Annotated in this window: 13 protein-coding genes; 5 read left to right on the forward strand and 8 right to left on the reverse strand. The window is 70.0% G+C overall.

Features of this window, described 5'->3' with window-relative positions:
- Positions 1 to 126: 126 nt before the first annotated feature.
- The 3 genes from NG1_RS31550 to NG1_RS31560 all read left to right on the forward strand — a co-directional run bounded on the left by NG1_RS31550 (position 127) and on the right by NG1_RS31560 (position 2,380).
- Positions 127 to 438, forward strand: a complete 312-nt coding sequence (locus NG1_RS31550; RefSeq protein ID WP_062977007.1) for a hypothetical protein — start codon at positions 127 to 129, stop codon at positions 436 to 438.
- Positions 439 to 904: 466 nt separating this feature from the next.
- Positions 905 to 1,822 (forward strand): hypothetical protein, encoded by a 918-nt coding sequence (locus NG1_RS31555; RefSeq protein WP_062977009.1) that lies wholly within the window; start codon positions 905 to 907, stop codon positions 1,820 to 1,822.
- A 93-nt stretch (positions 1,823 to 1,915) separates the two neighbouring features.
- The gene (locus tag NG1_RS31560) at positions 1,916 to 2,380 is read left to right on the forward strand and encodes a hypothetical protein (protein WP_062977011.1); all 465 of its coding nucleotides are present in this window, start codon (positions 1,916 to 1,918) and stop codon (positions 2,378 to 2,380) included.
- A 150-nt stretch (positions 2,381 to 2,530) separates the two neighbouring features.
- On the opposite strand, the gene NG1_RS31565 is transcribed toward NG1_RS31560, so the two are convergent.
- The 7 genes from NG1_RS31565 to NG1_RS31595 all read right to left on the reverse strand — a co-directional run bounded on the left by NG1_RS31565 (position 2,531) and on the right by NG1_RS31595 (position 11,229).
- Positions 2,531 to 3,457 carry a hypothetical protein gene (locus NG1_RS31565; protein WP_062977013.1) on the reverse strand — a complete coding sequence of 309 codons (927 nt, stop codon included), beginning with the start codon at positions 3,455 to 3,457 and terminating at the stop codon, positions 2,531 to 2,533.
- 71 nt (positions 3,458 to 3,528) lie between these two features.
- Positions 3,529 to 4,965, reverse strand: a complete 1,437-nt coding sequence (locus NG1_RS31570) for a cutinase family protein (protein WP_062977015.1) — start codon at positions 4,963 to 4,965, stop codon at positions 3,529 to 3,531.
- Positions 4,966 to 4,992: 27 nt separating this feature from the next.
- Entirely contained in the window at positions 4,993 to 5,994 is a 1,002-nt protein-coding gene (locus NG1_RS31575; protein ID WP_062977017.1) for a C40 family peptidase, read from the reverse strand.
- A 7-nt stretch (positions 5,995 to 6,001) separates the two neighbouring features.
- Entirely contained in the window at positions 6,002 to 6,916 is a 915-nt protein-coding gene (locus NG1_RS31580) for a replication-relaxation family protein (protein WP_168434091.1), read from the reverse strand.
- An 83-nt stretch (positions 6,917 to 6,999) separates the two neighbouring features.
- Positions 7,000 to 9,504 (reverse strand): type IV secretory system conjugative DNA transfer family protein, encoded by a 2,505-nt coding sequence (locus tag NG1_RS38895; protein ID WP_062977020.1) that lies wholly within the window; start codon positions 9,502 to 9,504, stop codon positions 7,000 to 7,002.
- Entirely contained in the window at positions 9,501 to 10,532 is a 1,032-nt protein-coding gene (locus NG1_RS31590) for a TRM11 family SAM-dependent methyltransferase (protein WP_062977022.1), read from the reverse strand. Before NG1_RS31590 ends, NG1_RS38895 begins: the two co-directional genes overlap by 4 nt.
- A gap of 49 nt (positions 10,533 to 10,581) precedes the next feature.
- Positions 10,582 to 11,229, reverse strand: a complete 648-nt coding sequence (locus NG1_RS31595; RefSeq protein ID WP_062977024.1) for a hypothetical protein — start codon at positions 11,227 to 11,229, stop codon at positions 10,582 to 10,584.
- A 474-nt stretch (positions 11,230 to 11,703) separates the two neighbouring features.
- Between NG1_RS31595 and NG1_RS31600 the strand changes: the two genes are divergently transcribed.
- Positions 11,704 to 12,639 carry a hypothetical protein gene (locus tag NG1_RS31600; RefSeq protein WP_062977026.1) on the forward strand — a complete coding sequence of 312 codons (936 nt, stop codon included), beginning with the start codon at positions 11,704 to 11,706 and terminating at the stop codon, positions 12,637 to 12,639.
- Positions 12,636 to 13,040, forward strand: a complete 405-nt coding sequence (locus NG1_RS31605) for a pilin (RefSeq protein WP_245660139.1) — start codon at positions 12,636 to 12,638, stop codon at positions 13,038 to 13,040. The genes NG1_RS31600 and NG1_RS31605 overlap by 4 nt, the downstream gene beginning before the upstream one ends.
- Here NG1_RS31605 and NG1_RS31610 read toward each other — a convergent pair.
- On the reverse strand, positions 13,027 to 13,398 hold the full coding sequence (locus tag NG1_RS31610) for a hypothetical protein (protein WP_062977028.1): 372 nt from the start codon (positions 13,396 to 13,398) through the stop codon (positions 13,027 to 13,029). The genes NG1_RS31605 and NG1_RS31610 overlap by 14 nt on opposite strands.
- Positions 13,399 to 13,406 lie beyond the last annotated feature (8 nt).

The following is a 13,406-nucleotide window of genomic DNA, read 5'->3' on the forward strand; positions in this document are numbered from 1 at the left end:
CGGGTGCCCCGGGCGCACACCGCGCCCGGGGCACCCGGACAGGGCCGCCACCGGGCCACCGGCACGGCCCAACCACCACCAACCCCCACCCCGCCCCGACCGGGGCGACAAACCAGAGGAGACACGATGACCGAGCCCGCGATCCCCACCACCGCCGCCCTCGAGCCGATCTACGTGATCGCCAACGCCATCACGGGCGATCAATTCATCATCTACGCCCCCGGCCCGCACGACGAGCGCGGCATGTACACCGTGGCCCACGTGACCGGCGGTACGGGTGGCTACGTCGCCCCCCGAATTCACCTCGTGCACCCCGACGACATCGCCGCCTACGCCACCGGTGCCGCCGACCTGGTGCGCCGGAGCGGGCGCGGGCACGGGGCGAGTGTGTGGCTCGACCGCACCACCGGCCCCCTGCACGAGCGCCTCACCCGATGAACCCGCCAGCGACACAACCGACCTCAACTCAGCCCACGAACAGCAGACCCTCATGCGCCTGATGAAGAACACCCAAGGTCACGACGAGGGCGGCGTAATCAAACCCGGAGCCAAACTCAGCGGCAACGCGGTAGCGGGCGCGACCCGCAACCGGCCGCGTGCTCCGGAGTGTGTCCTCGTCCGCTGTGGCACCGCGGCGAGGTCGCCGGCGTGAGTCCACCTGGTCTCGCGCAAATGAATAGTGGCGGGTCGAATTCCTCTCGTGCCGTTTCCATTCCAGAAATGGAAGAGAGGAATCCGGGGCCGGAACTATTTTCCACATTCCGCTTGACATCACACGCCCTATCGAGCGGTCATGGAAACCGGAACGGCACCGACCCCCTGGGGAATCGCCCCGATCGGTGCGCATTCCGCCCCATCCGGGACATCACCGAATTCACCAAACCCAATGTTGGAAGGAACCCCCATGTCGAAAAAGAAGAACGCCGCCGTGGCCACGGAAACGGCCGAACCCGCCCCGGAACACGGCACGCGGTCGGGCGTGGTGCCGGTGCTGTCCCGCGACAGCGACAGCGCGTTGTGGGCGGCGCTGCGGGCCCACCCCGGCAGTACCACCGCCGCACTGGGCGACATCGCCGGGATCGGACAGACCACCGCGCGGCGTCTGCTGACCCAGTGGGAAACCGCCGGGTGCGCACAGTCACACACCAACCCCGATTCGCCCCGGGCCGCCAAGACCTGGACCCAGGGCGCGGGCGCGCCCGCCACCATCGAACCCGACCCGGCCGCGCCCGTTGACCCGGTCCCCGCGCCTGCCGACCCGGCCCCGGCCGAACCGGCGACGCCGGAAACCGCGACACCGGACCTGGTTTCGCCCGTGCCGGTCACCCCGGCGGACCCGGAGTCCGTCACCCCGGCCGCCGACCCGGACCCGGCCGAACCCCCGACACCGGACCTGGTCTCGCCCGAGCCGGTCACCCCGGCCGAACTGGAACCCGTCACCCCGGCCGCCGACCCGACGCAGGAAGTGGCGGTCCCCGGCTCGGACGTGCCCGCCGACCCCGAACCCGACGCCACGGCGGAGACGGCGCTGGCGGCCCCTACGGGCGACGATTGCGCCGACCCGGCCCCTGTCACCCCGGCCGCTGACACGACAGCGGCGAACGCGGAGTCGACGGTGGAACGGCTGCCCGCCGGTGCGTTGCGGGGACAGGTCGATGACTTCCTGCGCGACAACCCCGGAAAGGAGTTCACCCCGCACCAGATCGGTAAGGAACTCGGGCGGTCCAGCGGTGCGGTGCACAACGCCCTGGTCACCCTGACCAAGAACGGGATCGCTCACCAGACCAGCACGGCCCCCAAGAGATTCACCCTCGCGTCCTGACAAAAGGGGCGATGCCGGAATCCCCGGAGGATCTAGCTCCGGGGAGTCCGACACCGCGCCTCTCAATGTATCCCCTGAGAAAGGTGTTCGATTATGTACTCCACTCCTACCCCCGCCATCCTGGCCTCGGCCCTGTATCGGGTGTTCGCCGCCTCTACCGAGGCCCCCGACAGCCTTGCGTTGTGGGTCGAGATCGCGGACGCGGCCGTGCGTGAGCTGAACATGCCCGTTCTGCCGTCGCTGGTGCCGTGGGTGCCGATCGTTCTGCGGTACCGGCTCAATCGGACCGAGGGCGAGTTCTTCCCGTTCACCGGTTCGGTGCGGATCATGACCGGGCCGCTGACCGGCACGCTGTACCCCGACCGCGACGCCGCCGCACGGGCGGTCGTCGCCGCGACCCCGGCCACGGTGACCGGGCGTGACGAGGGGGACACCAGTGACGGCGGCGACGGTGAGCAGACCGAGGCGGTGCCAGAGGGGCTGCCGTCGTGGCGGTTCCGCAACGGTGGTGCCCCGACCGTGTTCACCCCGCGCGCCGTGCCGCCGCTCGTCTCCTAGCCCGCCTACCGACTGAAACGGCCGGTGGTGCAGAGCAATTCGCTCGGCACCACCGGCCGTTTCCTGCGCGCTGTGCGGGACAGCACGGTGCGGCGGCTGCCGCCGTTCGTCGCGCGACCGCCGCCGCTGCCGACCAACGGCGGTTGTGGCCTAGACGGTGGGCACAGAAGTGTCGGTGTCCGTGGCGGCCCCCGTAGGCGGTGGCTGGGTACGGTACCGGTGGTACCAGTCCGTCAGATGATCGGTCTGGCCATGGAGGTAGCCGCATGCAGCGTTCGCGGCGACGTGTAGCAGGTCGCCCGCGAGCTGAATGGTTGCACTCCAGTCTTCGGGGTCCGTCCGGTAGTTCATCTTCAGGTATCCGCCCGCATCTACGGGCTCGACTGCCATTGTCAACGTGATGATATTAGGGTGAGAGCTCAGCGAGAGCGTGTCATAAAGACTTGCCACGTTGATCGCGCCGAACTTGGAAAGCAACCTCGTCTGCTGTCCGAAGGTTGGGTAGCTCTCGCCTGCGATCTGCCATGGAGGCAGGGGATGTTCAGCTGGGTCGTTCCACTCGACGTCTGTATCCGGGAACCGCAGTAGTAGTTGTTCGCGGATCGAATCCCGAATTTCCTTGGCGGCGCGCTGTTGCGGCTTTGATCCGTTCCTCGCCAGAAACCGAAGGCGTTGTGCTCCTGCAAGTCTGGCCATCCACCTCCGCGCCATGCGGGCTTCCGGTGCGATGTCGGGCTCGAGAAGCCACACGGCATGCGCGACATGTTCACAGATCGCGCGGGCAATCGGCCAGGGCGCGAGTGCCATCGCTCGGGAGTGCACAAGAGCGCGCAGCCCGTTGAGGTGCTGTGCTGCGGCGTCGATCATCTGCACCGCGTCGATACCCGCCCCGAGGCCCTCGGGCTTGTATGGCTTAGGGGAGCTGGCCTCTAGCGCCGCGTCGTCGTGCGAAGCCGGGGACCCCGGCCTCGCACCAGCCCCGAACTGCACATTCGTCAGATTCCACGTGGAGTAGAGGTCGCCCAGTTCCGAGCTCCAAAGCTCGAACAAGTCGTCGATGTCTCCGTCGAAGGGCATCAGTCCAGGATAATCACGGGTGACCGGGCCGACCACTAGGTTTTCTGCCTCCGATGCCCTCGTGGCGGCGGCTATTTCGTGCGGTCGATGGCCTGGAGGATCCAGTCAGTCAGCACGGGCGCGGCGGTGTCGTAGCCGGTGGCCGGAAACACGGCCGTGTCGCCGTTCTGCGGGGCCGCAGCACCTGTGCCGGTGGCGGTGCCCGCCCCGGCGGTGGTGGCGGTGTTGTAGGTCTGGGTCAGTGTGGGGAACTGGGTGCCGGTGAACGCGGTGGCGGTGGCCGAGAGGAGATCGGCGGCGATCGGTGCCAACCCCGTCAGGGCGAGGAAGGCGGCGACGGGGTCGCCGTTCGCAAGGGTTTCTGCGGCGGTCCAGGCGATCTCTTGGGCTCGGCCAACGTCGTTGGCGATGCGGGTGATGTCGAGACCGGCGAGGACACCGACGATCTCGGCGGCGATCGTGGCGACCCCGGTGCTGTCCAAGGGTGCGGCCAACTTCAGTGCGCGGGCCACGAGGCGCAGGTCGAGTCCGGCGGCCATCTGCACGAGCGGGTTGAACTGGTTGTTGAGGTCGCCGGAGACTCGGTGCAGGCCGGGCACGTCGCTGGTCGCGAGCAGGCTCGGCAGCTGGGCGAGGTCGGCCACGATCGCGGGCACGTTCGCGGTGAAGCTCGCCAGCCCGTTGAGCACGGTGACTACCGGGGCGAGAACCTGGGATGCGCTGAGCTGCCCGGTCGAGGTGGTCGTGGCCGGTGCGGTCGTTGTTGCGGTCGGCACCGTCGCCGAGGTCGTGGTCGAGGTCCGCGTCGGGGCTGGGGTGGATGTAGCCGGGATCGAGGTGGTGGTGCCGAGGGCGCGGCCCACCGCGGCGAGGACCGGCGACTCTTGCGCGGTGGTCGAGCAGTAGCTGTCGCCCTTGGCGCAGAGCGTACGGACCCGGTCGGTCAGCTCGCCGAAGCTCTGCGAGCGCGGCCCGGTGACGCCCTGCCCGGAGACCGGGGTGCCGAGCTGGGTGGTGGCGGGGTCGCGGCGCGGGTCGGAGACGAGTGCGACGGCCACGACGCGTGAGGCCGGGATCAGGCCCTTGTTGTTGCCGATGGTGGTGGCGAGGTCGCCGGTGACCTCGGCGCCCTGGCCGTAGCCGGCCAAAACGGCTCGCGTGTCCGAGCACAGCTCCGAGACCGCCGCGGTGAGTTCCCCTCCGCTCGCGGCCCCGGCACCTGTAGTCGGTGCGGCGAGTGTTCGGACCTCGATGTCGCTGCCGTAGCGGGCGGTGAGCGATTCCCCGAGCTGGGTGAGGACCCCGGGCGTGGTCTGGCCGGTGGCGATGGGGGTTGTCTCGTAGGTGCCCGGTACCAGCAGCGCGGTCCATCGCGGGCACTGTGCCGCGTTGCGGCCGGATGTCGGTTCTGCGGCGGCGACACCGGCCGTCACGGTGGTCGCGGTGATGGCCGCGCACAGCGCCATGTGGGCCGCGTGGTGCGCGATTCGAGTGTGGTTGTCGTGCATGAGTTTTCTCCGTTCGTGCAGGGGTGGTCAGCGGGCGGCGCGGGAGTCGTCGTGGGCGGGTGTGGGTCGGGTGGCGGTGTAGTAGTCGTCGCCTGACCAGCGGTAGGCCGAGATCTGGACGGGCTCGTTGAAGGTCGGCGCGTGCACCATCTGGCCGCCGCCGAGGTAGATACCGACGTGATGGACGTCGGCGGCGGTGCCGTAGAACACGAGATCCCCGGGGAGGAGCTGGTCCTCGGAAACCGGTGCGCCGGTATGGACCTGGTCGTAGGTGGTGCGGGGGATGGAGATCCCGGCGGCCCTGTAGGCGGCCTCGGTCAGTCCTGAGCAGTCCCAGCCCCCGTTCGCGTCGGGTCCGTTGCCGCCCCACACGTATGGGAGGCCGAGCTGGGCGCAGGCGAAGGAGATCACCTGCGCGGCAGTCGCACTCGGCGATGAGGCGGTGTGGCAGTCGCCGCCGGAGGTGTCGGTGGCGCGGTAGCGGGCGGCTTGGTCGAGGACTTGGTCGACGTACCAGTCGGCGTGGTTGTAGGCGAAGATCGCCGCGCGCAGGTCGCCGGGTGCGCCGGAGTCGCACAGATGGAAGGCGGCGGCGTGGATCGCGTCGGAGGGGTTGTAGCGCGAGGGCGTGCTCGCACCGCCAGCGGGCAGGGGATGCCGGGCGACGACTGAGTCGAAGGTCGCGGCGAGGAACTGCATCGGCCCGCCCGCCCCGGAGGCGTTCTCGCCCTCCGACACTCCCGGCAGCGTGGAGCGTCCGTGGTTGGTTTCGATCTTGCCGATCGCGGCGAGCACCGACCAGTCCAGGCCGGGGCAGTCCCCGGCAGCGGCCTGGTAGTGCACGAGCATCTGCGCCGGGATGTCTTGTTGGGCTTCGGTACTCGGGGACGAGCCGGTGCCGGTCGAGGCTCCCGGGGCGGGCGTGGTGAGTGCGTGGTCGAACACGACGACTGTGGTGACCACGGCCGCGATGACGACCGTGAGGAACACCAACCCCGCGAATCCCGCTCCGAGTGCCTTGACCAGCATCGCTACCTCACCAGTGCTCGGAGGCTGGAGGGCTCGGCGGCGGCGGGGGCAGGGCGACGGTTCCGCTCAGCGGTGCCCAGGTCGACTCCGGGTCGATGCTGTCTTCGGGTGGGGTCCGTCGCGGCCAGACGGTGCCGAGTTCGTGCAGGCGTCTGCGGCCGGAGTCGGTGTGCAACGGCAGCCACACCTGATCGGCCGGACTAGTCCCGAAGATCGAGCCGAGGAACTCGGCGGCGGCGGTAGCGACCGGCACCGCCTCGGGATCAGGCAACCGCTCCCAGGTCCGCCGCAGAGCCACACGAGCATTGACCTCCCGCGTGGTGGTCGGCACCCACAACAGGACCGGGACGATGACCCCGGTTGTTCGGGCAAGCTCGGCGAATCCGGTCAGCTTGGCCGCGACCCGGGGCAGGGAGGTGGTCCCGAGGTCGTATTCGAGGAAGAAGTCGAGCCGGTTCTGGCCGTGGGTGTAGCGGCCGTGGGCGTCGGGGCGGGCCAGGTCGCCCCAGAGTCGTTGGCAACGCGTCTGGGACCACCACCGCGACACCCGCGCACCGTTGGAGGGGTGGGTGGTGAGGGCGGTGAACCACTCGTTCACGCCGAGGGTGTGGGTCAGGTGCAGGCTGTGGGCGACCGAGAGCGTGGTTTGGTGGTTGTAGCCGAGCTCGCGCACGCTCACGCCTGCTTCCGCGGCGAGGATCGTTGCTCCGGCGGGGGCGAGGGTCCAGTGGTAGGGGGCGGTGCCACGGGTTCGCATGGGCCGGAACCGGTCCAGGACCCGGTAGGTGTGCAGGATCGCCAGGCGGCGACGGGCGATCTTGGCGGTCGGGAACGCCAGGTCGGCGAGCTGGTCGGTGGTCAGGACCCGGTGCTCGTAGACCATGCGCAGGATCCAGCGGTCGCGCCCGGTCAACGCACGCACCACCGAGCTCTTTTCCGGGCTGGTAGTCGGTGACCAAGCCGGGCGCGGCGTACGGGTATCGGCTTGCCTGTCGGGACGGGAAATCATCGGTGCGGGAGCCTTTCTCGGGGCGTGGCGGGGTCAGGACCGTGAGGAGTCGAGGGATCGGCGGTGAGGCGGGCCTGGGCGGCGGCGGCGATCTCGCGGGCGCGCCCGGGGATCGGCGGGGCGAGGGGCCGGGTGGTGAGGGTGAACGGGCGGGCGTTGCGGCCGTCGACCAGCAGGCGGGCGGCGGCGTGGAAGGCGTCGAGGTGGGACAGGTCGTGCTCGGACAACCACGGGTCGGTGTGGCGGGCCAGGTCGCGGGCGTCATCGGGGCTGACGGCGAAGACGATCTTGTTGCGGGCGTTGGCCGAGATGCCGTCGCGCAGCTCTCGGGAGAGTTGGCCGAGGTTCTGGTGTGCCAGCAGCAGCGACAGGCGCAGTCCTCGGGCTTCGGCGAGCATGTCCTCGATTGGGGTGGACAGGTTGAGGAAGTTTTGCGCCTCGTCGAGCACGAGGGCGGCGTCGGGCCTGTCGGCGGCGGGGACCCGTGCTCGCGCGGTCACCGCCTGCCATGTGCGGGCCACCAGCAGCGACCCGACCAGGCGTGAGGTTTCTTCTCCGAGTGAGCCTTTTGGGAGCCGGGCCAGGCAGATGCCCCCGTTGTCGAGGATGTCGGCGAACTCGACGGTCGAGGGGCCACCCGCGATCGCCGAGCGGACGAACGGTCTCAGCAGGAACGCGCGCAGTTTGTTCAACAGTGGCCCGGTGAGTTGCGCGCGCCCGGTGTCGGAAAGCTGCTCGTAGCTGTCCCAGAACCCGCGCAGGACCGGGTCTTTGGCGGTGCGGGTGACCCGGGCGCGGAACGCGGGCTCGGTGAGCAGGCGGGGCAGGTCGGCAAGGGTGGCGGTGCCGGGCTGGGCGCACAGGGTGAGCAGGCTGGCGCGCATGATGTCGTCGGTGCGCGGCCCCCACCACTGATGGAAGATCCGGTGAAACACCGTCACGAGGTTGTCGACGGCGAGATCCATTCCCGCGCGCCCGATCCGGCCGATATCGAGTGGGTTCACACACGGCGGCGGGGCGGCTGAGTCGGCGTCGAAGAGGACCACCCGCTCACTCATGCGCGACGGCAGCCGCGACAGGACGTCGGTGACGAGGTCGCCCTTGGGGTCGATCACGATCACCCCGCGCCCGGCGTCAGCGTCATCGAGAATCGTGCGCGCCAGCAGGGTGGACTTGCCGACGCCGGTGGGGCCGAGGATATGCAGGTGATGGCGGGCGTCGGAGATCTTGACTGCGACCGGGCGGCGAGTGCCGGTGTCCGCCATCCCGAGGGGTTTCGTGTGCTCGCCGCCGACAGGGATCCCCGGGGCAGGGGACAGGGCGCGTGCCCCGGCGCGCTGCAGGCCGGGTAGCCCGTCGTCGGTGGGCAGGTGAGCGATCGTGGCGAGTTCGGGCACCGACAGCACGTCCCCGCGCCCGAGACGCCGCTGCCGGATCAACCGCTGAAGGCGCAGGCGGCGACGACGCCGGTAGTAGTTGTGGTCGGTGCAGGCCCCGAACACCGTGGCGAGAGCGTCGGCGCGGCCACGGGCGACTGCTCGCGCCTGCACTCTCGGGTCGATGTCGTCGGGGTCGTCGGAGACCGGGATGGACGCGGCGTAGCGGATGACGGTTTCCCAGTGCGCGCCGCGTGCTTTGGCCGCTGCTGCGCGGGCGGCGGCACTGTACTCCAGGGAGGTCCGGCGGTCGGCGGGTCGCGCGCCTCCCACCCCAGCGGCGGTGTGGGAGACGCGGGCGGTGCTCGTGCCGGGAGTGAGCAGGTTGAGGGCCTCGCGCAGCAGTCCCGCCACGACGCCAGTCCGAGTGCCGGTGCTCGCCGCGGCGCGCGCGACGCGGCGGCCGGTGACCGGGCGGGCGAGGATCTGCACGCAGGCGGCCTGCCCGGGAGCGAGGTCGTCGGCGGCGGTGATCAGATTGCGCACCAGATCACCGGAGTGATCGGTACTCAACGGGAGTCCCTCACGGCGCCCGAGCCGCAACTCGCCCCCGGCCACGACCCGCCGCACGCCCTTCACCGAGATCGGTAGCGGGGGCCGGGCTGGTTCGAGGGTGTCGGTGTGCGCGCCGGGCCACGCCGAGGCGATGGCCCGTTCGATGAGACCGGGTGGGATTGCGCCGGGCACCCAGAGCCGGATCGCGGCCCCCTCCTCCGGGGTGACGGTGTACTCGAACCCGAGATGCGGCTGACCCAACAACGTTCGCGCCCAGGCAGGACGCAACTGCCCGATGAGGTGCGCCCAGAAAGCCAGCGCGCCTTTGGCATCGACCTCGGGTGGGGTGAGCACGGTGATCTGGCGAGCACGTGCACTCAGCCGGCGCCGACGCCACCGGGCCAGAAGCCGCACCGCGGCGAGCACCCCGAGCACGGCCATGACACCGACGAGCCCATCCCCAGTCGAGGCGATTCGTTCGGCGGCGTGGATCAGATCGGCCAGAGCTCGGCCGGGCGCGACAAGCGCCCGGCCCAGCCACCCCTCCTCGGGAGCTTGTGTGATGTTCACGCGGCCACCGATCCCGGGCCGGTAGCATCCGGGGTCGGCACGGTCGCCGACGTGCCGAAGGGGAATCGCCCGCTCGCGCGGCGGCGCTCGGACACGGCGGTGGTGGCCTCGGGCTTGCGCAGGATGACGACGTCCTCGTGAGCGATGAGGTGAATCGGCAGCCCGGACGCTCGCTGCTTGACGACGAAGTCGCGCTGGAAGAAGCTCGACCGGGCGACGAGTTCGCCCTCGGACAGGCGGCCCAGCAGTGCCACGCACCGCTCCACCGGCACGAGCCCGGCCAGTTCCCCGCAGGTGTAGAGGTGGCTGGGCAGGGGCACCAGCTCGGCGTGCTGACGCCACGGCCGCGCGGTGATCACGACATGTCCGCCGGGGGCGAGGTATTCGGCGGCCCCGGCGAGGATCTTGGTGAATCCTGAGAGCAGGCGGCCGAGTCCGACGTTGGCCAGGTTGCCTCGGTCGAGGACCTGGCCGTAGCGGTGGTTGGTCTTGAGGACCGGCTGCCGCCGGTTGGCGCGCACATGCCCGTGCAAGGAGTCGCCGTAGGGCGGGGAGGTGATGACCAGGCTCGCCTGGCCGCGCAGCTGTGCCGGGATCAGGTCACCCAGCTTGCGGGCGTCCCCGTGGTAGACATTCGCGTCGAGATCGATGCCCGCCTCGCGAGCGAGGCCGATGTTGGTGCGCGCCAGCTCCGCCCACCGAGACTCGTACTCCACGCCGACCGCGCGGCGTCCCAGATGCAGGGACTCGACGAGGGTGGTGCCGATCCCGCACATCGGGTCCAGAACCAGATCCCCCGGGCTCGTGTAGGTGGACACCGCGTGCTGGACGATGGCGGGGAACATCTTCGCGGGGTGGGCGGTGCTGTCGGGGTGGTAGCGGCCCCGCCGCTGCGCTGTCGGGGCATTCTGGGCAGTCGCCCACACCGACACCGGCCGAGCGGCCGGGCTGGTCTGTGCGGGGATCGCGGAGTCGACGTCGGCGGCGTCGGCGGCGTTGGCGGTGGCGGTGGCGGGATCGAGAGTCATGGAGGCGTCCTTCGCGTGAGAGTTCGGGTGGCGCAAGGGCTGTGTCGGCTCAGCCATGGGCGGGCTGGAGGAACACGAAGACGTCGGTGTGCGCGACGATGTGCGGCGCGGTCCCGGAGACGGCCGGGTCGGCGAGTGCGGCGGTGATGGTGGTGCCGCTGACGGGTGCGGCGATGATGTGCTGGAGGTAGAGCAGATCGGCGGCCTGGGCGGCAGCGACGACGGAACCGGCGGGGTCGTGCAGGACGCCGGAGACGCTGTGTCGGCAGCGGGAGAGAACGACCAGCAAACCGCCCATCGCCATCACTTCGGTCGCGAGCGAGGTGACGTGCTCGGCGGCGGCGATCGGGTCGAGGTGCTCGGCGAGCAGGCTGGCGATGAGCAGATCCACCGGCTCGGCGGGCCAGTTCCGGTCGGTGGGGGCGTCGATGCCGTGGCGGCCCAGATCACCGATCGCGGCGAGCGCTGCGGCGGTGTCGGGCTCGATGATCCGCAGCGCGCCCCGGGCGACGGGGGCAGGCCAGCCCAGCAGCATCACTCGCGAACCCGGTTCGGAGAATTCGGTGACCGTGTGGACCAAAGCCCGGTCGGGCCAGCGGTCGTCGGGATCGAGCGGCTCGGGACCGAGCGCCCACAGGGTCGAGGGGACCTGCACGGCGGCGGAGGTGGAACGGGGTCGGCGGGAACTGGCGGTCATAACGGCCTCCTGAGCGAGAGAGCGGTGTGTACTCGCTTACTTCCGCCAAAAAGCCGATTTCGGGACACGGCAATCAAAGAATTTTTCTGAGAATTTCCTGAGCCGGAAATTGCGGGCTGGGGCGCCGTTCGGCGCAAGGGTGTGGCCAAAAATTCTTCGATAAACTTTTCGGCCAGTTGCCCATGCGTCAGGAGGGCCTATCCACAGCCTATCTGAAACATATCCAAGTCATATCCTGGACCTATCCGCACATTCACATCCGTTGGTAGCAGGGCTGATCGTCGGTGGGTCGCTTCGGGTGGTGGAGGGGTGTCAGTCGGGTAGCGCGATATTCGCCAGCTCACCCATGATGTGACTTGGATATGTTTCGGATAGGTTCTGGATGTGGTTTGGATAGGGTTTGGATACGTTTCGGATAGAGGTGTTCGGTGTCCTTGTGAGGTCGAAAGTTTTGATCGAACAAGGAGATCTGTGGTGACGAATACGCACGTCGCGAAATATGGGGGGGCGGTCGAAAAGCCGGGCTCGCCGCTGGCCGTGGTGCGGTCCGGCTTCGAGAAGATCGCCGCCGAGGCGCTGCCCACCGATCCGCGCCCGGTGCCGACACCGGAGGCCGCCCCCGCCGGTCCGGTGCGGACGTGGGGGCAGCTACGCGAGCGGCTGTGGGATCCGGTGACACCGATGGATGAGGTCGACGCGATCTGGGTGTGGCTGCTCGAACGAGTCCGCGCCGAGGACGAGGACGCGATGTTGGTGTGCGCCGCACTGGCCGCACCGATGCTGTCGCGAACCGCACGCGAATACGCGACATCGAGTTACACCGCGCGCCACGACATCGAGTCCGAAGTGCTGACCGCCTTTCTGGGGCACCTCCCGCGCGTCGGCCTGGAAGAGCCGGGCGTGTGGCATCGGCTGCGGTGGCGTGCCTACCGCGCCATGCTCAAGGCGGCATACCAGCAGCAAGCCAGCGTGACGGTGGTCGCAGACCTCGATCGCGACCTCGCCCCGCTCGGTGAACGGGTGCAGGCGATCATGGCCGGGCCGGGCCACCCCGAGACAGTCCTGGCACACGCCGTGGCCGCTGGAGTCATCTCCGAAGAGGCGGCCGAACTCATCGCGGCCTCGCGATGGGAGGGGCGATCGCTGACCGCGCTGGCGGCCGAGCGCGGGGTGTCGCTGTGGAAGCTCCGCAAGGCGCGCCCCCGCGCCGAGCGCGCGCTGCTGGCCTGGCTGAGCGACCGCCGCCGGGACGTCGACCCGGAGCGGACGAGCACAGTCGAGGCCGAGGCGATCACCGCCCTCGCGCCGCCCGCCCGGTCACCGCGGCGAGGTCGCCGGCCGAACCGGCACCCTGCGGCACCGGCACCGGCGCAGGCGAGCACCGAGCACGGGCAGGAGGCGGCGGCATGAACGCCCACCGTAAACACTTCAGCCAGGCGCGGGCTTTGATTCGACAGCTGGTGCTGCGACGCCGGTGGCCGAGGATCCTCGCGGCGCTGGGCATCACCGTGGCGCTGCTGGTGCTCGTGGCCGGATCGGCGTCGGCCGCACCGCCGCACACGGAAGTACTGGCAATCGCCTCGTCGCTGGGTGAGGTGATCGACAACGCCCGCAACTGGATCGTGGGGATCCTCGCTGGGCTGGCGACCCTGTTCCTGACCATCGCCGGGGCCCGCTATCTGCTCGGCGGCGGCGATCCCAGCGAGATCGAAAAAGCCAAGACCGCCTTCCGCGCCGCCTGCCTCGGCTACGCGCTGGCGATGCTGGCACCGGTCATCGTCACCGTTCTCAAATCCCTCATCGGAGCCTGACCGTGAACACAACGGCACAGGCCCCACCCGCACCCGTCCCCGTCCAGCACTCACGAACCGCGCGCACCGCTGCCGCCGCCTCAGCGGCGGTGCTCGCCGCGGTCCTGATCGCCGTCACCGGCGCTACCGGTGCCTCCGCCCAGCCCCCGACACCGACCGTGCCGGTGACCCCGACACCGGCCACACCCGCCCCGACAACCACACCACCGACCACGACAACTCCGCCGAGCCGGTGGGTGACCCCGCCCTCCACCACCCCGAGCCCGGCCCCGCCCACCCCGACCACGCCCGGCACCACGACCCCGAAGCCGACGCCGGGGTCGGGGTCGGGGTCGGCCGAGTGCGGGGTCACCAACATCAACGGGT

The organism is Nocardia gamkensis NBRC 108242 (assembly GCF_001612985.1).
In the GTDB taxonomy this organism is placed as follows: Bacteria; Actinomycetota; Actinomycetes; order Mycobacteriales; family Mycobacteriaceae; genus Nocardia; species Nocardia gamkensis.

Excerpts from the sequence above, each read along its gene's own strand:
- NG1_RS31610 (WP_062977028.1), bottom strand. The coding sequence starts at position 13,398 with ATGTTGGTGACCCCGCACTCGGCCGACCCCGACCCCGACCCCGGCGTC.
- NG1_RS31565 (WP_062977013.1), bottom strand. The coding sequence starts at position 3,457 with ATGCCCTTCGACGGAGACATCGACGACTTGTTCGAGCTTTGGAGCTCG.
- NG1_RS31555 (WP_062977009.1), top strand. The coding sequence starts at position 905 with ATGTCGAAAAAGAAGAACGCCGCCGTGGCCACGGAAACGGCCGAACCC.
- NG1_RS31550 (WP_062977007.1), top strand. The coding sequence starts at position 127 with ATGACCGAGCCCGCGATCCCCACCACCGCCGCCCTCGAGCCGATCTAC.
- NG1_RS31575 (WP_062977017.1), bottom strand. The coding sequence starts at position 5,994 with ATGCTGGTCAAGGCACTCGGAGCGGGATTCGCGGGGTTGGTGTTCCTC.
- NG1_RS31605 (WP_245660139.1), top strand. The coding sequence starts at position 12,636 with ATGAACGCCCACCGTAAACACTTCAGCCAGGCGCGGGCTTTGATTCGA.
- NG1_RS31590 (WP_062977022.1), bottom strand. The coding sequence starts at position 10,532 with ATGACTCTCGATCCCGCCACCGCCACCGCCAACGCCGCCGACGCCGCC.
- NG1_RS31560 (WP_062977011.1), top strand. The coding sequence starts at position 1,916 with ATGTACTCCACTCCTACCCCCGCCATCCTGGCCTCGGCCCTGTATCGG.
- NG1_RS31595 (WP_062977024.1), bottom strand. The coding sequence starts at position 11,229 with ATGACCGCCAGTTCCCGCCGACCCCGTTCCACCTCCGCCGCCGTGCAG.
- NG1_RS31570 (WP_062977015.1), bottom strand. The coding sequence starts at position 4,965 with ATGCACGACAACCACACTCGAATCGCGCACCACGCGGCCCACATGGCG.